The 25,778-nt window shown below is 44.7% G+C and carries 17 protein-coding genes; 4 read left to right on the plus strand and 13 right to left on the minus strand.

The window, feature by feature from the left end; all coding sequences use genetic code 11:
• Positions 1–7: 7 nt before the first annotated feature.
• From DR864_RS09270 to tsaD, 3 genes are all read right to left on the minus strand, one after another.
• Complete coding sequence (locus DR864_RS09270) at positions 8–4,384, minus strand: PAS domain S-box protein (protein WP_114066693.1); 4,377 nt, start codon at positions 4,382–4,384, stop codon at positions 8–10.
• A 512-nt stretch (positions 4,385–4,896) separates the two neighbouring features.
• On the minus strand, positions 4,897–5,154 hold the full coding sequence (locus tag DR864_RS09275; protein WP_114066694.1) for a hypothetical protein: 258 nt from the start codon (positions 5,152–5,154) through the stop codon (positions 4,897–4,899).
• 736 nt (positions 5,155–5,890) lie between these two features.
• On the minus strand, positions 5,891–6,892 hold the full coding sequence (gene tsaD / locus DR864_RS09280) for a tRNA (adenosine(37)-N6)-threonylcarbamoyltransferase complex transferase subunit TsaD (protein ID WP_114066695.1): 1,002 nt from the start codon (positions 6,890–6,892) through the stop codon (positions 5,891–5,893).
• A gap of 94 nt (positions 6,893–6,986) precedes the next feature.
• Here tsaD and DR864_RS09285 point away from each other — a divergent pair, with 94 nt between their 5' ends.
• Complete coding sequence (locus DR864_RS09285; protein ID WP_114066696.1) at positions 6,987–11,576, plus strand: translocation/assembly module TamB domain-containing protein; 4,590 nt, start codon at positions 6,987–6,989, stop codon at positions 11,574–11,576.
• On the opposite strand, the gene DR864_RS09290 is transcribed toward DR864_RS09285, so the two are convergent.
• From DR864_RS09290 to DR864_RS09300, 3 genes are all read right to left on the minus strand, one after another.
• The gene (locus DR864_RS09290; protein WP_114066697.1) at positions 11,566–14,733 is read right to left on the minus strand and encodes an efflux RND transporter permease subunit; all 3,168 of its coding nucleotides are present in this window, start codon (positions 14,731–14,733) and stop codon (positions 11,566–11,568) included. The genes DR864_RS09285 and DR864_RS09290 overlap by 11 nt on opposite strands.
• 102 nt (positions 14,734–14,835) lie before the next feature.
• Positions 14,836–15,717: a carboxypeptidase-like regulatory domain-containing protein gene (locus DR864_RS09295; protein WP_114066698.1), complete on the minus strand. Its 882-nt coding sequence runs from the start codon at positions 15,715–15,717 to the stop codon at positions 14,836–14,838.
• Positions 15,714–16,760, minus strand: coding sequence for a 6-bladed beta-propeller (locus DR864_RS09300; RefSeq protein ID WP_510186839.1), 1,047 nt, complete (start codon positions 16,758–16,760; stop codon positions 15,714–15,716). The genes DR864_RS09295 and DR864_RS09300 overlap by 4 nt, the downstream gene beginning before the upstream one ends.
• On the opposite strand from DR864_RS09300, the gene DR864_RS30355 reads away from it, so the two are divergent.
• Positions 16,708–16,830, plus strand: a complete 123-nt coding sequence (locus DR864_RS30355) for a hypothetical protein (RefSeq protein ID WP_262510943.1) — start codon at positions 16,708–16,710, stop codon at positions 16,828–16,830. The genes DR864_RS09300 and DR864_RS30355 overlap by 53 nt on opposite strands.
• A gap of 47 nt (positions 16,831–16,877) precedes the next feature.
• On the opposite strand, the gene DR864_RS09305 is transcribed toward DR864_RS30355, so the two are convergent.
• The 4 genes from DR864_RS09305 to DR864_RS09320 form a co-directional block, all read right to left on the minus strand.
• Entirely contained in the window at positions 16,878–17,072 is a 195-nt protein-coding gene (locus DR864_RS09305; RefSeq protein ID WP_114066700.1) for a hypothetical protein, read from the minus strand.
• Between the two features lie 86 nt (positions 17,073–17,158).
• Complete coding sequence (locus DR864_RS09310) at positions 17,159–17,353, minus strand: hypothetical protein (RefSeq protein ID WP_114066701.1); 195 nt, start codon at positions 17,351–17,353, stop codon at positions 17,159–17,161.
• Between the two features lie 92 nt (positions 17,354–17,445).
• Positions 17,446–18,096, minus strand: a complete 651-nt coding sequence (locus DR864_RS09315; RefSeq protein WP_114066702.1) for a helix-turn-helix domain-containing protein — start codon at positions 18,094–18,096, stop codon at positions 17,446–17,448.
• A 7-nt stretch (positions 18,097–18,103) separates the two neighbouring features.
• The gene (locus DR864_RS09320; RefSeq protein WP_114066703.1) at positions 18,104–19,180 is read right to left on the minus strand and encodes an efflux RND transporter periplasmic adaptor subunit; all 1,077 of its coding nucleotides are present in this window, start codon (positions 19,178–19,180) and stop codon (positions 18,104–18,106) included.
• Between the two features lie 171 nt (positions 19,181–19,351).
• On the opposite strand from DR864_RS09320, the gene DR864_RS09325 reads away from it, so the two are divergent.
• Positions 19,352–19,594 carry a DUF433 domain-containing protein gene (locus tag DR864_RS09325; RefSeq protein ID WP_114066704.1) on the plus strand — a complete coding sequence of 81 codons (243 nt, stop codon included), beginning with the start codon at positions 19,352–19,354 and terminating at the stop codon, positions 19,592–19,594.
• A gap of 100 nt (positions 19,595–19,694) precedes the next feature.
• On the opposite strand, the gene DR864_RS09330 is transcribed toward DR864_RS09325, so the two are convergent.
• The 3 genes from DR864_RS09330 to DR864_RS09340 all read right to left on the minus strand — a co-directional run bounded on the left by DR864_RS09330 (position 19,695) and on the right by DR864_RS09340 (position 21,956).
• Positions 19,695–20,147, minus strand: coding sequence for a hypothetical protein (locus DR864_RS09330; RefSeq protein ID WP_114066705.1), 453 nt, complete (start codon positions 20,145–20,147; stop codon positions 19,695–19,697).
• Positions 20,098–21,264 carry a DUF4221 family protein gene (locus tag DR864_RS09335; protein ID WP_114066706.1) on the minus strand — a complete coding sequence of 389 codons (1,167 nt, stop codon included), beginning with the start codon at positions 21,262–21,264 and terminating at the stop codon, positions 20,098–20,100. Before DR864_RS09335 ends, DR864_RS09330 begins: the two co-directional genes overlap by 50 nt.
• 446 nt (positions 21,265–21,710) lie before the next feature.
• A complete protein-coding gene (locus DR864_RS09340; protein ID WP_114066707.1) occupies positions 21,711–21,956 on the minus strand; it encodes a response regulator transcription factor in 246 nt (81 codons plus the stop codon).
• Between the two features lie 484 nt (positions 21,957–22,440).
• On the opposite strand from DR864_RS09340, the gene DR864_RS09345 reads away from it, so the two are divergent.
• Positions 22,441–25,629, plus strand: a complete 3,189-nt coding sequence (locus DR864_RS09345; protein ID WP_114066708.1) for an efflux RND transporter permease subunit — start codon at positions 22,441–22,443, stop codon at positions 25,627–25,629.
• Positions 25,630–25,778: the final 149 nt, after the last annotated feature.

The following is a 25,778-nucleotide window of genomic DNA, read 5'->3' on the forward strand; positions in this document are numbered from 1 at the left end:
CAATGCCTCACCCTTCATGCGTAATCATAATATCAGTAATCAGTTGTTTAACCAGCAGAACCTCGTCTTGGGTTTGGAGCAACAACCTCGCCACCACCTCAGGATTAAATTCGGTCAGCAATTCTATTTCTCTAGCCAGCTCGGCTAATGCCAACGTACCCGCCGTTACCGCAGTTCCGTACAATTTATGTCCGATTTTTTTGAGCCCAACGAGGTCTTTCTTCTCGGCTTCTTCAAGGAGTGCATTGCATGATTTCTCTAATTCACTGATTGTCAAACCCAAAAACTCCTCCAATATTTCATTGTCATCTCCCACGTACGACTTTATGGTTTCAACATTAAAATGAATGATGGCATCTCTTACAGAACTTCCGTCTGCCTTTTCGCCTTTTTTTCGGATTCCGCCAGTCCACTTTTCAAACAAAACAATGATTGCTTCTTCAACAAAGGGTTTGGCTACAAAATCATCCATCCCTGCCTCCAGACATTTCTCTTTTTCGCCTTTCAGATTTCCTGCCGTCACAGCAATAATGGGGATGTGAATTTCCTGCTGCAACTCTCTGATTTTTTGCGTGGCTTCATAGCCATTCATTTCGGGCATTTGAACATCCATAAATACAATATCAGGCAATTCTGTACGACAGAAATTCAACGCTTCGTTTCCATTTATGGCTTCAATAATCACCGAATTGGGGGCTGCTCGTCGAATGATGGTCTTTGCCAGCAGCATGTTGACGGGATTATCCTCGGCAATCAGTACTCGAATTACTTCCTTCTCTTGTACAGGTTCAGCCACCAGAACCGTCTCCGACAGCACTGGCACCGTTTCGGTTTTTCGATGTAAACGCGAAAGAGTATCGTACATATCCTGCATCTTGATGGGTTTCACCAAACGCTGATTCACCATCAGTTCCTCACAGCCTTTGATGATAGTGCCATCGTCGGAGGAGCTATGTAAAAGAATCACGGGCTGCTCCTCAGGAAGTTTATTGAAACTATTTCTTATTTTTCGTATTGTTTCCAGCCCATCCATGTAAGGCATGTGATAATCCATCATGATTACATCAAACCTTTTGCCTTGAGCCAGCAGCTGAAGTGCCTCAAAACCGTTTTGGGCTTCTTCAGAATTGATTTGTTTCAACAAAAGCATTTGCCTCAAAATCACCCGGTTATTGTCGTTATCATCCACAATAAGGACATTTTTGACTAAATCAAGATTTTCCCAATTGATAGATTCACCAGGCTCCGTTTTGAGGGTTAAATTAAAATAAAAAGTACAACCTTGGCCGGGTACGCTTATCAATTGAAGTTGGCTGCCCATCAAGCCCAACAATTTATTGGAAATGGCCAATCCCAATCCAGTACCGCCGTATTTTTTGGTGGTAGAGGCATCTTCCTGCGAAAAGGCCTCAAATATTTTCTCTTGTTTTTCGGGCTTAATACCAATACCTGTATCGCGCACCTCAAACCGAAGCGTTACCTCCTCTTGGGTTGCGTCGGTCAGTGGCTCAATTTTTAGCTCGACTTCTCCGTCTTTGGTAAACTTAACAGCGTTGCTCAGCAGATTCACCAGTACTTGTTTCAAGCGTACTTCGTCAACCCAGATGAAGCGCGGTAGGTCCAGCGAAATGTTCAACAACATCTCCAAACCTTTACTTTGGGCTTGGTAGGTAATGATATCGGCCGTTTGGCTACCGATTTCGAAGAGGTCGCATTTATCAATGTCGAGCTCCAACTTTCCAGCTTCTATTTTTGAGAAATCAAGAATATCATTAATAATGGATAACAACGAGTTGGCCGATTGATTGACGATAGAAAGGTACTGTTGTTGGGTTTCGTTGAGCGTCGTTTTGAGTAATAGATCGGTAAAGCCAATGACTCCATTAAGCGGCGTCCGGATTTCGTGGCTCATGTTGGCCAAAAATTCGGATTTAGCTACGCTTCCCTGCTCGGCTTGCCATTTGGCTTTTTTCAATTCCTCCCGCTGTAGGCATATCTCAGTAATGTCTTGGGTAAACATCATGATTCCGCCCACGGAGCCATCAAACTGATACCACGGCCGCACCTCCCAGCGCAAAAACTGGTCGTGGTCCCATCCTTCGGGCCGCCATTGGTCCTCGTCGTTCTTTTCCACTGCTCCCAAAAGGCAGCGGCTATGGATGTCTTTCCACTCTTGCGATATATTTGTAAAAACCTCGTAGTGACTCAATCCCAGCACATTCCGACCGTTTAGTTGATACTCTTCCATCCAACGGTTACTGACCGCGATGTAACGAATCTCTCTATCAAACATGGCTACTGCCGCTGGAGCGTGCTCCACAAACGCAAGCAGCCGGGCTTTTTCGATAAATAGGGCTTGTTCGGTTTTTTTACGGTCAGTGATGTCGATAGCAACGCCCAGAAAACCAATGACAATACCCTCATTGTCGCGGATAGGATGAACGACCAACGAAACCTGAATTCGCGTACCATCTTTTTTGATATACGTCCATTCTCTTTGCTCAGAGCCCTCCAGTTCTGCTTTGTGGACAAACGCCCTAAACCCTTTAATGGTCTGTCCGTACTCAAGGCTCAATTGTTCACCACGCCGCAGAACTTCCCCCAAATCATGGATGATGGACGGGTCTTGCTTACCAATAAGCTCTTCTGCATTATAGCCCAACATTCGTTCGGCACCGCTGTTGAAAAGGGTAATCATTCCGTTGACATCCGTTGCAATAATACCCACCTCCAAAGCCGACTGGAGTACATCATTGAGGAGTTTTCGGGACCGGTTGGTTTCGACAAGGGCTTTTTTCTGAACATCAATGTCCTGAAAGGTGCCGAATATTCGGCGGCATTTTCCATTTTCAAAATCAGCATTCCCCAAGGTTCTGACCCAACGCTCATTACCATTTGCGGTCAAGATTTGCAATTCAAGGTCATAGGAAGCCCCCGTTTCAACTGCATTAGTAAAAGCCTCCATGATTTTGGTTCGATCCTTTCCTTCTTTATAGAAGTTGATTGCCGTTGTTATATCAGGCTCAAAATCAGGGCTTACTTCGTGGATTTCTTTGGTAACATCCGACCAAAACACCTTATTTTTTACCAAATCAAGCTCCCACCCACCCACTCGGGCTATTTGGTTGGTTTGTTCGAGCATTTCTTTGGTTTGTTTTAAATCTACTTCCAATTGATGCCTTTTGGTAATATCAAGTGCGTTGCCAATCACATAATACTCCCCGTCTGCACCTTTCTCACGGATGTTATTAAATATCCATATTCTCAGCGAGCCGTTTTTATCCAGCGTGTGCATCAAACCAGTGGATTTTCCGTCCTTGGCAATGGTTTGGAGGTATTCTGTCAGGGCTTCTTGGGCATTTTTTGGCACAATATCATACAGGCTCATGCTTTGGATTTCGGCTACTGTATAGCCCAAAATACCCGCACCCGCTTCATTGACTGTGATAAAATTACCTTTTAGGTCATGGGTACACATCAACCCCTGCGAATTCTCAAAAAATGCCCTGAACCGATCTTCACTGAGTTTGAGTTTCAGCTCTTTTTCTTTTTCCGCCGAAACATCCCTCGCAATGGCAAAAATACTGTCGGTAGAATGCTCAGGCGTAGCGGCCCACTCCAAGTGCCGGTAGCTCCCATCTTTGGTTCTGAATCGATAGCTAAAACTACCAGTCATTTGCCCTTGCCTCAACTTATCTAGTTGTGCTTGAGCCGTTTCGACGTCGTCGGGGTGAATAAACTCAAAAAAAGGAGTTGCTAACAGGTAGCTATCCTCCCAGCCAAGCACCTGATGGAAAGCGGGGTTGACTCGTTTGAAATAACCATCCGTTCCAGCTACACAAATCAGGTCGTTGGAAGAGTTAAAAAGTTTTTCAAAATGCGCCTGTTCTTCACGGTTTCTTCGCTCCACAATCAATGAAATCGCGACCTCGGCTAACAATTGCAGAGAACGTTGCTGTTTTTCAGTAAGCTTCCCAGGGTGATCATCAATAACACAAAGCGACCCCAAAGCGTAACCATTGGGGTCTGTCAGTGGATATCCTGCATAAAAACGAATGTTGGGGTCGGAGGTTACCAACGAATTATCTTTAAAACGCTCATCGAGGGTTGCGTCCTCAACTTCAAAAATCTCAGTACCCATGATGGCATACTGACAAAAAGCTAAGCTTCTATCTGTTTCAGTTACACCAAGGCCAGTCCTAGCCTTAAACCACTGTCGGTCTTCATCAATTAACGAAACGAGCGATATAGAAGTGCCGCATATCATAGAAGCCAACTCGGTGAGCCGGTCAAATTCAGCTTCGGGCAGGGTATCTAAGATTCGATAATTCTTAAGTGCTTTTAATCGTTCAATCTCGTTTAAGGGTACTGGTAAGTTCTCCATTTATGGTTTTTGAGTTCTCTCAAGTTAGATTTTGTCATCAAAAGTTGAGGTCGCAACGGGACTGATTAACATTATTCCCTGAAATAATTTTAATTAAAAAAGAATCAATCTAGGAATGATGAGAAGGCGCGTCTTCAAACATACTGATTTCAATTATTATGATAGCGGGTGGCTAGACAAAAGTAGTGACAAGAAGATACATTTCTAATAACTATCCTGAAAAAATTTATGTCGGGTTAGTGACTAAATTATGTTTGACTAGCTGTACAGAAACATCTTCAACTAACGTCATAGCTCGACCACAAACCACCGCGCAAAGATTCATCTGAGCAAGCAAATAGATTTTGTTTCCGTAATATCTCTTTCATCCCTAAAATCCACCCAGACGGTTCGGGAAATACGGTATTTTGGCGCGATGCACATCGTCCACAAAATACCAAAAGCCCCCAAAAACGCACACCATTATTTTTACGGGGCATTTCAGCACTCTTCGCAACTTTTACCTTATCAGTCTAATTCAGGTATCCGACAAAAAAAGCTTTGATCAATAATTCATGGCTTTTATGGCTCATCAAGGCATCTTTTTCCATCAGGCAGAATACATTTTGAAAAGGCAATTTTCCTTCCTCAATGTATTGGTGTGCAACGGGGTTTTGTTGGTTATCTTTCAACACCCAAACGTCCTTACCAGACACGTTACTACGATTTATATCATGGCTGCCGTATTTTAACAAATCGGCAATCGGCACACAAACAAATTCATTTTTCATAACACGTTGAGAATAATATGTAAATTTTTATTTAACAAGAACGCAATGGCAATAAGGCATAATTAATGAACTAAAATTAATTCATTTGGCGCAATAATTTATCAAAATAACCAAAATTTAAATTTATAGTTTAATTAAGACAATACCTTGTACAACAAAAGCTTCCCGTAAAATAGCATTTTAAATACTTCAATATCTCATCGTATATACGTACACCCAATGCGGTCAGAGAATTGCTTTCAAGCATTTTGTTCGCGCCAGCTTAGGCTGATTCCCAAAACCCAACGAACAATAAGCGGTTTGTATGCCATGTTTATTAATCTTACCCCTACTTAGCTTTATCTATGCCTATTGAATGTATACTACACTGAAACACGCATTTTCAAAAGAACTACAACCTGACGTTGTACTATATACGTTAACTGATTTGTATAAAAATAGTCAGGTACAATAACGAGTTTACGCGCTTGTTTCTGCCAAAAATGAGGACACCAAAAGGCATGATATACCTAAACGTCAACCCTTTTCTTTGTCCTATTTTAAGTCAGCCTATTTGCATAAAATATTCTGCACAAAAAACCCCGCAGTGATTATAAACTGCGGGGTTTTCAACTAATTGTACATAGACAAGAAGTAAACTCAAGTCTTGCCGTAGTAACGCTGTACCATTCACTTTCTTGTCTAAGGCACATTAAAATTGCAATTTACCCCCGAAAAAACTCTTCTCAAAAATGGGTTAAAACGCCATTCTTGGCATTGGACTGATGGTTTGTTCAGAAAATTCTCCTTTTATATATTTGAAGTGGGCCGCCATGGCAATCATGGCAGCGTTGTCGGTGCAGTACTCAAAACGCGGGATGTATACATTCCAATGCTCTTTCTCCCCCATTTCCAGCAACGCCTTACGCAAGCCCGAATTGGCCGAAACTCCCCCCGCAATGGCAATTTCCGAAACCCCCGTTTGTTTGGCGGCCTTGCGCAATTTTTGCAACAGCATTTTGACTAAGGTATGCTGCACACTAGCACAAATATCGGCGAGATTTTCTTCCACAAATTGCGGGTTACTTTTCGATTTGTCCTGCAAAAAATACAAAATGGAGGTCTTGATGCCGCTGAAGGAAAAATTGAGTCCAGGCATTTCAGACAGCGGAAACGGAAACGCGAGCGGGTTTCCCTGTTGGGCGTATTTATCCACCAATGGCCCACCTGGATACGGCAGATTGAGCAGCTTTGCGGTCTTGTCAAAAGCCTCTCCGACGGCGTCATCCTGCGTTTCTCCGATGATTTCCATGTCGAGCGCGTCACGTACCAGCACAATTTGGGTATGCCCCCCGCTCACGGTCAAACACAAAAAAGGGAAGGCCGGGCAAGGCTCCTCAATAAAATGCGCCAACACGTGCGCTTGCATGTGGTGGACTTCAATCAAGGGCACTTTTAGCCCCAAAGCTAGGGCTTTGGCAAAAGACGCCCCTACCAATAATGCTCCCAAAAGCCCCGGACCGCGCGTAAAAGCGATGGCATTAAGGTCTTTTTTACTTACTTTTGCATCTTCAAGTGCTTTTTCGACCACTGGCAGGATGTGCTGCTGATGCGCGCGGGAGGCTAGTTCAGGCACAACTCCGCCGTATTTTTGATGAATCACCTGCGTCGCTACAATGTTGGAGCGCAGTTGACCGTTAGAAATTACGGCCGCCGAGGTTTCATCACACGAAGATTCTATGGCTAATATAGTTGTCATTTCGCTTGAATATTTGTTAATTGTTATCCGTTAAGGGTTAAGTGTGAATGGGTTATTCATAAAAAGCTTTTAACTGACTATCCGCAGCGCGGCCATGAAACGTTTCCTCTGGTACATAGGCAATGCCATTTTTATCCTGCTTGTCGCGGTTATGCTGCTGACAGAAGTGGTGATATTGGGCATCCAGTTTCCAGCGATACAAACCGAGGTGGTCAACCGCGTAGCCAAATGGCTTTCCAAAGAACTCCAGCACCCTACCTCCGTAGGCCGCGTAAACGTCCAGTGGTTTGATGCCGTTTCGTTGGAAGACGTCACCATTTTGGACCGTAACGGTCGCCCGATGATTGATGTAGCCCGCATTGATATTAATCACGATTTTTGGTCTCTTATTTTCAGCAAAGGTAAGAAGACTTTTGGCACCACCCTCGACGAAGCCACACTTTACAAACCTTCGGTATGGCTCGTTAAGAATCCTAAAACGGGAGAATTAAACCTTGACGCGTTCATTGCCCGCATTGAAGAACTGACGGCCAACCCCAATGCTCCTGGCGTAAAAGATCAAAACGTACCGTTTGTCATCAAACAGGTTCACCTCATCGACGGCTCCTTTCGCTGGGACGACCCGCGCGAAAAACGAATGCAGGGAAAAACCTTTGACTATAACCACTTTACCCTCAAAAGTATCAACGGAGAAGCCAAGAATTTCCTGGTTTTGGGGGACACCATCGCCCTGAAAGTGCAGAATTTACGCACCTTCGACAAACGCACCAACCTCACCATCAAAGAGCTGGACAGCAAAGTATTGTATTGTCGTACTAAGTTGGAATTGGCCCAATTGTACGCACGCATCGGAAATTCGGTGATTGGCAACTATATTTCTTTCAACTACGATTCGCCCGCCGCCTTCGGTGATTTTAACGAAAAAATCCTGATGCGGGCACACTTAGACAGTACCCGCGTACGCTCCGAAGATTTGGGTTGGTTTGCCGATTATCTTTTTACCCTCGACGAAACCTGGCACGCCAACGGTAATTTTGTGGGTACGGTCAACAATTTCCGTTTGTCAGAAACAAACTTACGATTTGGAAAAAACAGCGTGTTGCGCGGCGACATTGGATTCAAGGGCGTGACGGAATTTGAAACATCCGTGATGGCGTTTGACCTCAAAAATACCCGCGTAGACGCCGCCGATTTACGCCAATACTACCCCGAAAAATCATTCAATGACTTAGTACAGAAATTTGGAGTAGTTGATTTTTCGGGAAAATACAACGGCACCATCGACAAGTTTAAGCTTAACGGTGATTTTAAAACGGCGTTGGGACAAGTAATGGTGAAGGAACTGGAAATGAACCTAGCCGCCAAAATCCCGACCTACACGGCAGACATCAACACACATAATTTTGACCTAGGCAAGCTGCTCGACGACGACGATTTTTCTGAACTAGACCTCAATGGCAAAATCAGCGGCAAAGGCTTCTCGCTCAAAACGGCCTCTCTCAACCTCGATGGACGTCTGCCGCGATTCCGCTACAATAATTATGACTACCGCAACGTGTTTCTCAACGGAACGCTTCAAAATAAGTTTTTTAAGGGTTCGGTCATCGTCAAAGACTCTAATCTCATCGCGGATGTAGACGGAGCTTTTGATTTCTCAAAGCCCAAATACGTCTACCACGCCGAGGGGTTTATTCAGCGGGCTGACCTCCGGGCGCTCAAATTCATGAGCGACTCGCTCATGATTCACACCGAGCTAAACGTGGATTTGGAAGGAAACACCATGGATGAAATCGTGGGGCGAGCTAAATTTCTGAATAGCTACGCCACTTTCAAAAAGCGTAACATTGTGGTAGATACGCTGCTGGTTGATTCTCGCCTGACCGATGGCCTCCGTCGTCTGTTTATCTCATCAGAGTTTTTCAATTTTCAGGCGCAGGGCGTTTTCCAGCCTACCAAAGCCGTCACCGATTTGGCTCAATTGTTTGATGAATACCAAATGTATTTCTTTGGCGACGAAGGCGCGCGGCTTCAATACTACGAGGATAAAAAGCGCAAGCAGCCTTTTTGGCAACGGTACAGCATTGACTACCGCATTCGAGCAAAAAAAATGGATCAATTGCTGGCCTTTCTGTATCCCGACGGCTACGTATCCAACGGCTCCACGGCCGAGGGAGTGTTTACCGTTGACAATACGTCCATTTTTTCTATGACGGGACAGTTTGATACCCTCAAAATCGGCAATAACTCCTTTTACAATTCAGAACTTGACCTCAACACGTCTAAATTCACCAACAGCCCAGAGGTGTTGGCATCAGCCATTATAAATTCGGAGAAACAACAATTGGTGGGCATTGCCCCCACCGAAAAACTAGCCCTTGAAGCCGCGTGGGAAACCGACCACATCAATTTCAGAAGTAGCCTGCGCCAGCAAAATATGTCTAATCGCGCTACGCTAAACGGCGAACTTCGGTTTGTGGGCGATTATCTTTATTTACAATTCAGAAAATCGAAACTCCGTTTGTTGGAAGAAGACTGGAACGTAGACCCCAACAACCTCATCACCATTATGGGGGCAAACGTTACGTTAAGCAACGTTAATCTAAAACCAAACGGAAAGGACCAACTCATAGCGCTAAACGGTGAAATCTCGACCGACTCAACCAAAACTCTTTCGTTTGAAACGCGTAATTTTGAACTCACTAACCTAACGCCCCTTATCAACGTCAATCTGGCAGGTACTGCCAACGGGACCGTTACGATGCGGGATTTGTACCGGACCCTGATTTTTGACACCAAGGCCGACGTGCAGAAGTTGACTTACAATAACTTTTTGATGGGCAACCTCACGGGCGACGGCGAATGGGACCCCATCGACAAGCACCTCCACGTGGATGTTCATCTGGACTCAAAAGCCAAGCGCGAACTTTCTATTACCGGCACTTACACTCCCAATCAAGCCAACAACGAATTAGATTTAAAGGCCAATTTCAGCGAAACCAACCTGCAACTGCTTGAACCTTTTGCGCGCGGTTTGGTCTCGGATTTGAGCGGACGCGCCGTGGGGACCGTTTCCATCACAGGGCCTGTCACTGCGCCAGTACTGGATGGAACAGTGGACGTAAAGCAGGGGCGCCTTACGTTTGATTACCTCAAAGCAGTGTTTTCATTTGAAGACAAAGTGTACTTCGGCGAAAGCGATATTCGGGTTCGAAATTTACGCCTGACCGACCCAGAAGGCAATACCGCTACCTTGCGAGGCGGTGTCTATCATGATAGTTTCAACAAGTTTTCGCTTGGTTTTGATGCCGATATGCGTAATTTCAAAATCCTGAATACCAACATTCGAGACAATGAACTGTTTTATGGCAGCGCCTATGCCACGGGGAAAATGGAGATATTTGGTCCTATCAACAACTTCAAAATCAGCGCGGATTTGACCAGCAACCGCGGCACAAAAATCTACATTCCACTCGACGGTGCTGCCGAAGTCGCGTCTGAGGATTTTGTACAATTTGTCTCTTCGCTGCCCGATACCGCCAACAAACAGACCGCAAATAAAGACAAGATTGTACCTGCCGAAGAAAGCATTATCAAAATGGATTTTCGGTTAAACATGACCCCCGATGCCTATTGCGAAATCCAATTTGACCGCCAAACGGGCGATGCCATCAAAGCTTACGGACGCGGGTTGATTAACCTTAAAATAGATACGCGCGGCGATTTTAACATGAACGGTGCCTACGAAATTCAAAACGGTGACTACCTCTTTACCCTCCAAAACGTTATCAATAAGAAGTTTCAAATTCAGAAAGGAAGTCGCATTTCCTGGACTGGCGACCCCTACGGTGCCACCCTTGACGTAAAAGCAAGCTATATAACCAATGCACTGTTGGCACCATTGTTTCAATCAAGTAATACCACATCCAGCGACTTAGCCTCCAGACGTTACCCAGTTGAAGTAACTATTGCGCTGAATGAAAAAATGCTCACTCCGCAAATTTCTTACGGAATCAAATTCAAAGAATATCCTTCGACTCGCTCGTTTGAAATCACGGCCGTAGAAGAGCGCCTCAAGCGCGATGAGCAGTACCTGTCGCAGCAGGTGAGTAGTATGCTGCTCTTCGGGCAGTTGATTTCCGACCAAAACAACATTTTGTTGCAATCAGCCTCGGGGCTGACCAACAGCCTCAGCGAAATGGTCACGAGCCAATTGAGCAAATGGGGCTCATCCATCAATGAAAACTTAGAACTGGGCGTTTCGGGATTGAACCTTAACTTCAATGAAGCCAACCCCAACGCTATCAACAACCTTCAATTGCGGTTTTCGTACCGATTCTTGAACGACCGATTCCGCATCACCCGCGACGGGCGGCTCTCTTACGGCCAAAACCAATACGATGCCACGAGTTTACTATTGGACTGGACCCTCGAATATTGGCTCACCGACGACGGAAGCCAACGCCTCCGAATGTATAACCGCAATATTCAGAATCAAATCATCTCCAGCGGCCCCAATGCCATTTCGTACGGAGCGAGTTATCTGTTTACGCGCAGTTTCAACAATTTCAGATTCTTTGGCCCCAAAACATCCCGTCCTGAATCTACCCCACCCCCGACGCCTACCCCCAAAACCAACTCTGGGCGCTTAACGACCTACCGTAATTTAGAGGAACTTAAGAATTGATTTTCCCTTTTGCCATCCAATAATACAACAACGGAATCAGCGTCCAAGATGCCGCTACGCCCACGGTCATTCCGCCGATCACGGTCAGGGCTAAGGGTCGTTGAAGTTCGGCCCCCAATCCCCCCGAAAACAGAACGGGCAGCAATCCTAAGATGGTGGTCAGGTAGGTCATCAATTGCGATTTTAGACGGCGCTTGCCCGACAGTCGAATTGCCTCGACAAGCCCTAAGTGTTCGCGTTCGCGGTTCATGGTGTCTATTTTCAAAATGGAATCGTTATCAATCAACCCAATCAAAACCACCAAACCAATCACCGCCAAGGCATTGAGACTTTCGCCAAATAGCGTCAAGGTAAGCAGCGCCCCCGCAATGCCCAACAGAGCCGTCAGCATCACGATCAGGGGTTGGAGCAATGACTCAAATTGCGCCGTCAGAATACAAAACAACAACGCCACGGCAATCAGCACCACCCACGCCAATTCTTCTAAATACCCAATATTTCGGAAATAGTCACCCGTAAGTCGGTAATTTAAGGCTGTCTCGGGCCTAAGTATTTCTTCAATTTTAGGTAACAAAGAGGGAATTTGACGATTTACCACGTCTAAATTTACGGGTAAATAGGCTCCGTCTTTGCCCGTATGAAAAAGGCGATAATCGTCTACAAAACGCATTTCTACCAATTCCCGCAACGGAATTAATTGGTTTTGACGGTTGGGAACAAACGCCGTTTGCAAAACACTTTGAAGGCCCGTTGGGTGTTGCGTGGCCAACACAATGGGTACAAACTTTTGCTCTGATTGTAGCTGCCCAATCTGATTTTCATTAAACAACGTTTTGAGACTTTGGAAGGCCTGTTCAGCAGTGACTCCATACAAAAGCAGTTGCTCTTCGCGCAGGCTCACCGCCAAACGCTTTTGGTACCCCACGGGATTCGTTTTAAATCCTTTCCCTTCCAAACGTCGAAGGGCGTCGGTGGCCTGCTGGGGAGTAGGAACGTCTTGGTTTTGTGTACTGAAGAGACGAATTTGCAGCGGAGGCTGGAGACTGCCAAAAAGCTGTTCAAACACATTCCTCGCTGGACGCACTTCCACCACAGCATTGGGATAGGTCTGACGAATCTTTGCAGAAAGCAGAGATGACAACCGTTGATAGCTTTGATGATCCGCCACTTTGATACTGAGCGTTGCCTGACTGAACGATTGCTGCAACTGCTGATTGAGCAAAAACTGCTGCTGTCCCACGTACGCGCTCACGTACACGGGGGCGGAGGCAAACGGTTCGCCGCGCGGCCCCGCCCCTACATTGATTAATTTTGCAATGCGTTGTTCGTTTTGGCTGACACTCAGCGGCTCATTCCAATCAATCTTTACCTCCAATTCACTGCGACTGATGGCAGGCATACCGCGTTTTTCAAGTCCCTGCCCTACCCAAACGGCACTGCCCAGCAACCCAACCACAAGCACCCAAGCCACTTTTCGGAAGCGAAAAGCTACATCAAAAGTGCGGTTGTACACCTTTTCAATGCGACGCATTAGCCATGTTTCGTTCGCCATTTGTTTGCCTTCCTTTTTTGATTTCAGAAAAACCAACCGATACAGAACGGGAATCAGCGTATAGGAAGTCAGCAACGATACCGCCAAGGCGAGCGACACCGACACCGCTTGGTCAAAAAACAACGCCCCCGCCAAACCGCTTAAAAACACCAACGGCAGAAAAACAGCCGAATTGGTCAGTACGGACGTAAACAACGGGCGAATCACTTCTTCCGTCCCGTCTATACAAGCTTCGTCGAGCAAGAAACCCTGTTCTCTTTTTTCTTCAATGTTTTCAATCAGGATAATGGCGCTATCGATAATTTCGCCAATGCCCAGCACCAATCCCGCCAACGATACAATATTGATGCTCAGTCCCAACAGATAAAACCCCAAAAAAGTAACACTCAACGAAACAGGAATGACAATTCCAATCAAAACGGGTACGCGCGGATTGGGTAGAAAGAAAAAAATCATGACGAACGTCAGCAAGGCCCCCGTAAGGATGTTGCTGACGAGGTTATTGATGGAGACGTCCAGCAGTTCGGTTTGGTCTTGCGAAAGGGTAAAGGCCAGATCGGGGTAGTCATTCCGAAATTGAGTCAGCAGTTCATCCAACTTTATCCGCATTTGCAGCAGTTGAGCGTCAGATTGTTTAATAATGGCCAGCCCCACCGCCCGTTGCCCATTGAAGGTATACAGGCCGCGCTGCTGCTGTTCCTGAATGGACACATTCACCAGTTCGCCCAGGCGTATCAATCGCCCCGCTGCCAAGGCCAGTGAACCATTTGCCGAGTTCTGCGGGGGCACAGAACTATCGTCTAAGGGCTGTGTCCCCACAGCCTTTTCTGAACCACCCACCCGAAACGTAATATTCTCAATGTCTTGCGGAGTACGCAGCACTGACGAAAACCGAATGTTGTACTGATATTGTCCGTCTTTGACCGCCACATTGCCAAGGTTGATGTTGTTTTGGCGCAGTAATTCCGCGATCTGCGCTTCCGTAATTCCCAAACTCTGCATTTTGTTGCGGTCGGCACTAACCACCACTTCGGGCAAGGCCAATCCCGTAGCATCCACCAGCGCCACTTCGGGCAACTGCTCGATGCGCCGTTTGAGGACGTTTTGGCAGAAATCGGAAAGTTCAACCTCACCGCCAAGCCCCCCGTGGGTACTTAGCTCCCCCTTTGGGAGCCGGGGGGCTACATTCAACTGAAACACGGCAATATCACCCGCACCTGCTTTGATGACTTTGGGGCGCTCCATGTCGCGCGGAAACTGTGAAAGGATACCGTCGATTTTTTCGTTGGTTTCCAAGTACGCGAGCCGCACATCGGTGCCAAAATCAAAACGTAGTTTTAGCACCGAAAAGCCATCTTGCGTGGTGGCTTCAACATCCTCTAAATGATTGACTTGGAGGAGTTGGTTTTTGAGGGGAAGCACTACGGCCTGCTGCAATTCGCGGGCGGCGGCGTTGGGATAGCTCACCTGCACCGTGATCTCGGGCACGGGAATATCGGGCAGCAACGACACCGGCAGCAGCCGAAAGACTACCACGCCCAGCACCGACAGCGCCAATGCCGTAATGAGTACGGCCACGGGCCGATGCAGGAGAAAGCGCGTCATTCGTTGTTTTCTCCTTTCCGATTAATCATTTTAATCCCATTTCGCCAAGAGTGCTTTAGTAATGCCGGCATTCAATTCATTGGTTTTTATCGTTTTGCCGAACTACTCGCGGCACGTAACATAGATAGCGGAAATATCATCATTTTTTGCTAAAACAGCATAGCGGTCTCCAAAAACATAGATATGACGGGCCGCCCCCCCCTTAGGAAACTGACGTCCAATACGATACTCATACGAAGTTTGAGGTAAAGCACTGCCCGCCTCAGATGCCTCATTTACTTTAGTGACCAATACCGCCAAATAATTGGCGGGAACCATTATCGCAAGATTTTCTATATCTATCCAGCCTGTCTTGGAAGCAGTGAAGGAAATCGGGCGGGAGATCAAAGGGACCAGCTGATGCTTAGGATATAATTTGTAATCAGTACCTATTTCATCAAGTGAAAATACAGTCAGTACGTAGTTGCCCGGCCGGGACTCACTGATAAAAACCGAAATCGCTTCAATCGTTCCTTTGCGTTTTTGGGTCGAAAAAACCGTTCCTACCCCCGCCCCCGATTGGCTGGCCTTCACAAAATAGTAGTCGGTCGGCGAATGTTTCAACATCTCCCCTTGGGGGTTGCCCAAAAGAAACACTTTGCCGGAGGACTTCCGCACCGTTATTTCCGGCAATGCCAGAGGGCGCTCCCGGAGCCGGATTATCAAAGGTTGGGCAGGTTCATCTTTCTTCAACGTGAAGGTAGTGTCGGCGTACCCCAAGGCCGACACTATCATTTTCTGACCGACGACAAGGGTGCCCACGGTTAGGGTGAAGGCCCCTTCTTCATTGGCAATGGCCCCCACTTTTGCATCCGTCATGCTCAAAAGGGTGGCGTAAGGAATACCCTCCCCTTTAGCATTGACTACTTTACCTCTTACCACCGGCGTTTGGGCATTCCCAGCCAAAAAAGCACCCATTAAAAGCAAAAGTGACCACCTTTTCATTGAGCAAGACGATAGTTTAACAATAAAATAGTGTTAGCCTCTGTACCGACTGGTATGTTACGTAAGATGTCCGAGCGATTCCACCAGAGGGTTGGATTACTTCGATTCAGTTCATCCGGATAGACCGGTTTTAGATACATATTTTGATAGCAGGCCATTGGGAAGGGGATGGAGTTCTCCTTTATCTCTTCCGAGACATTCTTAAATTGTTCGGTATGCCCTGTTTTTTGATTGTACCTAACCAAGTGGTGCGAAGTGGGTGTATAGTAATGAAAAAAATTAATAACATTGTTGCGCTCACTGACAAGATTAACCATAAACGCATACTCCCCCTTTTGAAGGCGTTGCTCTACCTGCTCGGTATCAGTAGATTTCCAGTTTGTTTTTGGGAAAACCGACGTTCCAAAATCTATTTTCAAATACGGAACAATTGCCTTATTCGTAATTCTATAAATGACTTCATTGAAGGGTTCGGCATAATAAAGGGAAGAATCAATGTAGCTGAAACTGGCGGGAAAAACAGCGTCCGTAATGAGCGGATACTCCGTTGCCAATGAAGCCTGTAAATGGTTGAATTCCCGATCAACGACCTGCAGGTAGCTTTTCTCATCATAGTCCATTGTAATTACCTGATGGGCAGCATCCAAAAACTCAATATTTGATACCCAGCGCCTATACTTCTGTTCGCATTTAAAATTCCCACTTTTTAAATCATAGTAACAAACTTTAAATTGTGTTCGATCATAGATCATCAATTCATTTTTAAGCGTATCAATGGCAAAAGCATGCAGTGTGAGGTACTCCCCCATCCCGCCACCAATACGGTGTAAATGATACCGGAAGGAATTTCCTTCGTAGCAGATCAATGAATTTGTATTGACCGAAGCTAAACAGGTAAACCTACCCATTCGCTTTAATGAGGTCACAAGCCCAAAAGTCACAGTATCAGGGAATAACAACCGCTCAAAAAAAACAGTGTCGCAAAGATTCATGAAATCTCCAGAAACCGACTCTTTACACTCCAATTTAACCGTTTTTACCATCGGAGCATCCGAACCCGAGCAGGATATAACTACTGAACAGCTTATGGAAAACAACAGCCACAGAAGGTAATAAGTCCATCGTATTTTAAAAACTCTGCCCTGTAATCGCATATTCAATTACTGTTTATAAGAAGGAACATTATCCCCTCTTAGGTGACAGATAAAATCAGGATTTGTTTTGCAGTCTTGCTTCAAAAAGACTTTTTTTCCTACAAAATCACCCGCTTTAGCTTCATTATGAAAGGGAAACTGCCCTATGGCAAACATTACTGCGAGGATTAAAACGATTGATACTGCTTTATGTTTTTTCATAAGATGGCTTTTATAAGTGGATTCCGATAAAACACGCTAATTTGGGTTAAACTTTTAACAAAATCTAACCCAAATCAGAAGGCATTCTACATCTTTATAGTAGGCCAATCCGTTAGGCGGCAAACGTAAGAGGGGTCTGACTTGCAATGATTGCACAGAAATACTTTTTTGTACCCTACATGATCACCTGCCTTTACTGAATTACTTACGAATGTTAAACCCACTACCATTGCGGTGACGGTGAGTACGGCCAATACTTTGATGTTGGTTATTTTTTTCATAGTGCATAAATGTTTAGTGAACAATACAAAAATAGCTGCCGTCTCCTTCAGCATCAATCCCCTGAAAGTACATTTCGGTATAGTCTATTTTGCTATTTTATGCCAAAGTGCTCTCGCCATTCTTTTCTTATTTCGCCTACCCAAAGCAGCAGGTCGTTATTGGTCTTTAAATGTAGTTTTTCCATGATGTTTATCTTGTGGTTTTTGACCGTTTCAGCACTGATAAACAAACTCAATCCAATTTGTGCATTGGTAAAACCTTCACACAGCAGCGATAACACTTCCCGTTCTCTGCTGCTGAGAACGTCAAAGAAGACCAAGTTGCCGGTCGTTTTAACCTGCTTACGTGCCATTTGTCGCTGCAAGCCTTCGCTAAAATAAAAATACCCCTCACTTATTTGCCACAAACAGGTCAGGTATTCATCAAAGACGCATCCCGACAACAACAGTGCGTGCATTTGTACATTGGCCACCACAACCGCCGCTGCCTGCGATAAGGCCGTCAATACAATGATTCGGGTCAGCGGCGCATTTTTGGCAAATAAGCGCGCAATCTCCATGCTGTTTTCATGGGTCACTTCGATGATGACAAAATCCGCCTGTTCCCTCACACTGATGGGCAATACCTCCCCAACCGTACATGATTCATACATTGTGGCCTCGGCCTGCAATGCCCTGAAATAATCCCTCAAGCGCGTAGCGCCCTCTACATTAATCAGCAGTATTTTTTTATCTTTAAGCATGAGCGATTCAATCAGGATTTTCTTTTTTCTTTAACCTCACCCGCGCATCGTGCCCCAAATTCAGGTTTCCTTCTACTATCACCGCATCGCCTGCTTTGATGCCTTCGCTGAGGGCAATTTCGGTATCGTTTTCGTGGGCGATGGTCACGTAGTTCCATTTGGCGAGGCCGCTCGTGTCGGTTTCGGCGGCGTAGGTAAATACTACCTTGCGACCGCTCCGCTCCACCACCGCCGCTTTGGGTACCACGATTTGGTTGGGAATGCCTTTCTCTACCTGTACCCGCACGTTCATGCCCTCAAAGAGGTACTTATCGGCCCCGTTGATGCGGGCCTTTAGCTGCACCAATCCCTGCTCGCTCACGTAGGGGTTGATCTCTACCACCTGCCCCTTGTAGCGGCGCTCGCCAAATGCCACGGGTTGCACCGCCACCGTTTGGCCCAACTGCACGGCCATGAGCTCGGTTTCGAGTACCGCAAACTCCACCAAAGGCGCGGCCTGACTCAGCAGCGTACAAAACTCCCCCGAAGCAGCACTGAAGGGTTTAGCGTTGAGATTGGCCACCACACCGCCAAAAGGTGCCCGTAAGTAAGTATTATCCACATCATTGCGGGCTTTTTGCAACGCCAACAGCCCCCGCTCGAAACCGCTGCGGAGTTTGATATAGGCCCATACATCGGCCTTAACGGAAGTGGTATCTCCCTTGCGACCTCCCTGTGAGATGAGCAGATCGTTGATCTCGACACGAGCCTCTGCGAGTTGAAGCTCGGCTTGGCGCAGGGCCAGCAGTTGCTCACGGTTTTCGAGTTGGGCCAAGAGTTGCCCTGCCCGCACAGACGAGCCGTTTTGTACATTGATTTGAGCGATAACCCCGTTGGTTTTAAAACCGATCCTTGATGCACTCTGATTAATCACCCGCCCATTTGACAGCAACAGCCACCGAAACGCCTTGCGTTGGGCAGTTTGGGTGGCTACTACAGGAATGGTACTGACAGAGGGGTTGGCTGTATCGGTTTCTTCCTCCGTGGGTTGGGAGGGAGTGCATTGTATTAACGTAACCAGTAAAGCAATAAGCAGATATTTCATACAGGGACTTTGGATAGGCAGGGAGTAAAATATGATGAAACGAGCAATAGAACAACTGCTTATTTTGAATATCTCACCGGTATGAAACCACTGAATGTGCCCTGTTTTATTTGGAGTATCTACAGCCGTTGACAAATTTTCGGTATTTTTGTATAAAACGATTTGTAAAACATGGACATTCAACACATTATTTCGATTAACTCAGAGATTCTATCGGGAACTCCCGTTTTTACGGGAACTCGTGTACCTATTGAAACCTTGTTTTGGCATTTAGAAGACGGAATTTCATTAGATAGCTTTTTGCAGGATTTTCCATCTGTAAAAAGAGAGCAGGCCGTTGGTTTATTGGAAATGGCCCAAAAAACAGTTGTCTCACCAAAATTTCTTCAATGGATTCATCAAATGGGTGCTTGATGAAAACTTGCCAAAACAATTAAAAAACGATTTTGTCGAACATGAAATATCTAACAAGAATAGGTTCACAATGATAATACCACCAACGTCATAAAATGGTTCAATTATTTATACTTTTTTCTAATTTACTCAAAATATCATCTACTTCATTAGGTTCAATATCAGTCATTTTATCTACATGACCTTGATGTATCTCTAACAATAACAAATGACCTTGATTTATTAAACCATTTTTGAAAAACAAGCTACTTTTATCAAGCAGTAGCGATTTAGTAGAAAGTTCACCTTCTGTATAGTATTGATATATAGGTTTCAAGTTTAATTGGCTCGAAATGAAAAATAATATTTTAGGATTTTTTAAATTTTTTTTAGAAAAAGATATGCCTTTTTCAACGCAAGGACCACATCCGTCGATAGGAATAACTAACGAAAACCCATCAAAGTTTTCTTTTGGAGAAACCTCTTTAAAGGTTGTATTTACTTTAATAAGCTCTTTTGATTGATTATTGCAACTTAGAAATAGCAAATAAACTATAAGATAAAAAATCTTCATTTGTCTTTGGATTTTTAGGATGATTATTTGATATCAAAAGACCTTCTCTTGAAACAAAGCAATCGACAAAATTAAAGGTATTTGCTTTAAAGATTTCCGTTTCCCCTATCAATTCAAACTTTTCATTGAAAATTTGAACACTAAAAGGTTTCATCAATACCAGATTTTCTAAAGAATAATTGTTAGTTTTTTCTTCTGTTGGAAAAAGCACAAATCTGTAAAATAGCTTCCTAAATTTATCATATTTAAGTAAGAAATAAGCATGGGTAGATTTATATGCATCAATCGAAGCTTTAAATGAATTACTTGATAATGGTAAAATTTTACCAGAATAATGGCGACTTTTGCCACTGAATCTTTTAACTTTATTTGTTTCCAAAGAAAAAAGATAAATACTGTCACTTGCAGGAAATGATACAATTAATTGTTGGCCAACCAAAATAGTTGTCGGTCGAAAATGTATAAAATCCCAGGTATCATTAGGGTCTTGTAATAATTCTGGAAATTTTAATGGCAAAGGTATAGCATCTTTTGTATTGCAATTTAAAGATACAAATGCCTCAGTATTCAATAACATTGCTTTTTTATTGGGATGTACTTTAGGCTGCATAAACCCAATAATTGAATTGTTATAAAATATAATTTTATTGTTGTTTTGAGGATAGATGCCTCGTTGCCCAGCTTCGGTATTGGCATCTAATCGGTAATTGTTTACTTTCTCTAATTTTGAATTAACATGGATTATACGATAGGGGTCTGTTAAAAGAAAAATAGAGTCATTAGCGTGATAATAGGCCTGAGATATATTGCCAACCCCGTTTGGTCCTTGCTCGGGAAAGCTAAGTCTTTTTGCTATTTTTTTATCTTTAATATCTATAAATAATAAATCATTATAGTTTGTTTTGAAAATGTAACTTCTACCACCTTCTTCTATATAATCTACTGTACTACTGTAAATAGCAACACTTTTATCAATGGGAATTTTGATTTCTTTTATTGTTTTTAAAGTTGCCGATATATTTTTTTTATCTTTATTATCTTCTTTACTAGAACATGATATTGCCAGAGCTACAAGGTAACAATATAATAAAGTATTTATATAGCTTAAATTTTTCATTTAATAGAATTTTAATACATTAAAATTCTATTGTTACTATTAAGCTTGTATGGTTGAAAAGAGTCAAAAGCAACAATAGAATTTATAGGACATTTAAATTGGATTCAAAAGTTTTACACCTTTGTTAGAGCGAGACTTTTAATGTTTTAAAGACATGCACAATTTCCTAAAGTACTTGGGGGACATTTCCATTCCTTGCCGCTGCTATCTAGTCTGCAATTTTGTCCAGAAGCCCAAGCTTCCCCTGCTGTGAAAAATAAAGCCCCGCCTAAACAAGAGATTATAAATGTAGATACTGCTAAAATCTTCATAGTCTTTTTCATGTTCCGTTTTGTTTAAATGTGTTAACTTTTTTTCCCACCTCTACCGCGCGTTAGGTCTGGTTAATGCAAAGGTGGGGGCTTACTACTACATAGTCAATCGGATAAGTAGCTGATTTTAGTCAGTTACTTTATCCATTTTTCGAGTTCCGGCTGCAATTTTGTAGCAAACCACACCAGTTTCGTGTATCCTTGCAATGAAAAACGCAGGCGAAGTTTCTCGCGGTGAGTCTTTACGGTATGTTGACTAATAAATAGTTTTTTTGCGGTTTGCTCAATGGTCAATCCCTGAGCGCAAGCCAAAAGCACTTCGCCTTCGCGGTAAGAGATTCGTTGGCCGTCGTATTCAAAAAATTTGTCACGTGGGGTCATAGCTGTATTTTGTTAAAGGTTAAGATTTGTTTTCAAGGCATGGGAAAAGGGCATAAAGTAAGCAACAGGGCTTTGCCTTCCGCTCAACCAAGCGATGAGTGGAAGGCACCCGGGGAAATACATACCACCGTTGCAGGCAGCAAGTACTGATGTGTGTGGGAAGGGGGGGGGGGTAATAAATTGATAATCAATACTTTGCATACTGTTTTGTTTTTGGTTTACGCTGTTTTTTAAACAAAAAATTATCTCCGTCTACCTGGCCACAGATCACCTTACCGTGGCGCGGCAGTTTAAATTGTAACGAGTATATAATTTTCAATGCAGGGTAAAAGCTAAAAACATAATGCTTAATAATGTAAATAAAAGGAGAAAGCGAAAGCAGCGCAAGAAAAAAAACAAATAGTTATCAAACGGCCTATCAGCGCTTAAAATACTGTTTTTAGCCCTAATAGGGTGACAGAAGGTAGAGAAAAAAAGAAACTTTATGAAAAGTATTTATTCCTTTTTATTGGGTTTTTCCGTACTCAGTTTGGTGGGGCTATTGCTGGTACCGAGGCTGTCGGTGCAGTTGGCCCCGTCGGGCGGGGGGCAAAACATCACCGTCAGCTACACTTGGTCGGGAGCCTCGCCGCTCACGCTGGAGGCGCAGGTCACTGCATTGCTGGAGGGTACGTTTAGTACGGTGCAGGGAGTAAAAAAAGTATCGTCGGTGTCTGGGTATGGCTACGGCTATGTGTCGTTGGAGTTAGACAAAAACGCCGATGCCGATGCCCTGCGGCTTGAGGTGGCGTCGTTGGTTCGGCAGGTGTACAAGCGGCTACCCGCTGGGATAAGCTACCCTCAAGTAGCCCTCAATACCCCCAACCAACAAGAGCGCCAAAAGCCCCTGCTTACCCTCCAACTTGATGGCCCCGCTGCGGCCGCTACGCTCCGCGAGTATGCCGAGGAACAACTCAAGCCCACATTGGCCCAAGTACGGGGTGTGTATCAAGTAGAAATCAGCGGCGGCAGCCGCCAAGAGTGGGTAGTGAACTACCATGCCGATGCACTCAAAAACTTACAACTAACTGAAAATCAAATAATTAATGCTATACAGCAACACTTCCGTCAAGAAGCCCTCGGGAGCCTAGCCCAACCCAACGGCCAAAAATTATCCGTAAGTATGGCTCCCCTCTCCAACGGATCGGAGTCGCGACCGACAGGGGACGGGGAGGGTCCGCCGCGCGGTGAGGTTACCCTGAGCAACATCCCCATCGCCAATCTTTCCGGGCGCATCGTCCGCTTGGGAGAAGTGGCCACCATCTCACGCCAAGAGCAGCCTGCTACGGCTTTTTACCGTGTCAACGGCCAAAATGCGTTGAATATGACCCTGTCTGCAGCGGCAGGAGCGAATCAATTGAAGGTAGCGCAGGAAGTGCGAAAACGCATCACTACCCTCCAACAACAATTGCCCACCGGCTACCAACTCCGCACCGAATACGACGCTACGCAATACATCGAAGAAAACCTGCAACGCATTGGTATTCAGTCAGGTTTTGCGGTGTTGATTCTGTTTTTGTTTGTGCTGCTCACTACCCGCAGTTGGGGATACATGGCCCTGATCGGGGTAAGTATGGTGGTGTGTTTGTTATTGTCGGTGATCCTGTTTTATATTTTTAGAGTGGAGATTCACCTGTATTCGCTGGCTGCGCTTACTACCTCGTTGGGCATCATTATCGACAATGTCATTGTGATGATTGACCACTATCGCCGCTACCGAAATTTGAGGGTATTTTCGGCGCTGTTGGGCGCTACACTCACCACCTGCGCAGGCTTGGCGGTCATCTGGTTTTTGCCCGACGAAGCCCGCGTTGACTTGCTTGATTTTGCAGTAGTTATGGTCATTACACTAGGGGTTTCGCTGGTGGTTGCAGTGGGTTTTGTGCCTGCGCTGATGGACAGTTCCTCTAAGTCAATGGCATTGACTAACCCCGAGCGACAAAAGGCAACATTACCGCGTGGCGAGGCTCTTTACGGGGATATTTTACGCCTTTTGGTACGTTTTCGCAAAACGACCATTTTGTCTGGAATTTTACTATTTGGAACTCCTATCTTTCTGCTTCCCAATCAGTTAGAAAAAGAAAGTTCGTTAGCAACTTATTACAATCCACTCTTTGGGAATGAATGGTTTAACGACCAAATACGTCCCATTTTGAACAAATGGCTGGGTGGAACCCTACGGCTTTTTGTGAATTATGTGTATGAAGGTGCGTACTTTGGCAAGTCTGAACGTACAGCATTATACGTTGTAGCCGAATTACCCAACAACAGCACGATCGAACAAATGAATTTGGTCTTTAAACGGCTGGAAAACGAGCTAAAAACGTACCCCGAAGTAGACCGTTTTATCACACAGATATACAACGGGCAGCAGGGCAGCATGGTGGTTTACTTCAAGAAAAACCACGAAGACGGCTCGTTTCCGTACCAACTCAAAAACCGTACAATCGCCCTTTCTACCGAAATGAGCGGCATTAGCTGGAATATTTACGGTGTAGGGCAGGGCTTCAGTCAGTCGTTGGAAGAAAACCAAACGCCGAGTTTTAACGTACGAATGTTGGGCTATAATTATCAACAACTGGAAGACCAAGCCACCCGACTGAAAACGTTATTGGAAGTACATCCGCGCATTCAGGAGGTGAATATTAACCGGGGAATGGGGATGTTCAGCAATAAAAATCTGTACGAATACGCCCTCCAAACTCAAAACAGCAGGTTAGCAATGCACAGCACTACTCTGTCGGGTATATATGAAGGGCTTCACCAACGCAGCAATCAACCTACCGATGACATATATACGTTTATGGAAAATAAATACGAGCCCATTAAGGTAATTCCTGCGCAGGCCCGCACTTTTGACGTGTATCAGCTCAATAATCAGCTATTTCAATCGGGTTCAGCACCGTATAAACTCAGGGCTTTGGCAACTGTTACCAAAGAGAAAGTCATTCCTGAGATTTTCAAAGAAGACCAGCAATACGTTCGGATGGTGAGTTTTGAGTATTTTGGTAGCGGGCATTTCGGCGATAAATTTCTGACCAAAACCTTAGAGGAATTTCGTCCCACACTGCCGGTAGGTTATACGGTCAAAAAATCAGAATACAATTGGTTCAGTGAAGAAACCCGCACACAATACGAACTGATTGGGTTGGTAATGGTACTGATTTATATCATTTGCGCGGTTATTTTTGAGAGTTTGCTCCAGCCTTTGGCCTTGATTGGGATGATTCCGCTATCGTATGTCGGGGTGTTTTTGGCTTTTTATTGGTTCGATTACAACTTCGACCAAGGCGGTTATGCGTCTTTTGTGCTGTTGGCGGGCAATGTGGTTTGTGCGGGTATATTTATCATTACCGAATGGAATATTATGCAGAAATCCGACCCAAAAAGACCACCTTTTGCGCTGTATCTGCGCGCTGTTCACCACAAAGTACGCCCGATTTTGCTTACGGTACTCTCGACGGTTGTCGGTTTGGTACCTTTTTTGTTGTACGAAAATGAGCCTTTTTGGTTTGCTTTAGGCGTAGGAACCATCGGTGGGCTGCTCATGTCGCTACTTGTTTTGCTGTTTTTTCTGCCCGTTTTTCTGATAAAAAAAAGGGATTTTGTATCTAACGATTATATATATACGTAAAAAACCAAAAACAATGGATTTTTGGTCAAATTTCTAACGGTAAAAAAATATACGTTTACTCAAAAACAGCTAGAAAAGCTGCCAAAAAACTAGCCAACCATAATTCTAACGATTATATATATACGTTAAATAGATTTCAGCCTTCACGC

Source organism: Runella rosea (assembly GCF_003325355.1).
GTDB lineage: Bacteria > Bacteroidota > Bacteroidia > Cytophagales > Spirosomataceae > Runella > Runella rosea.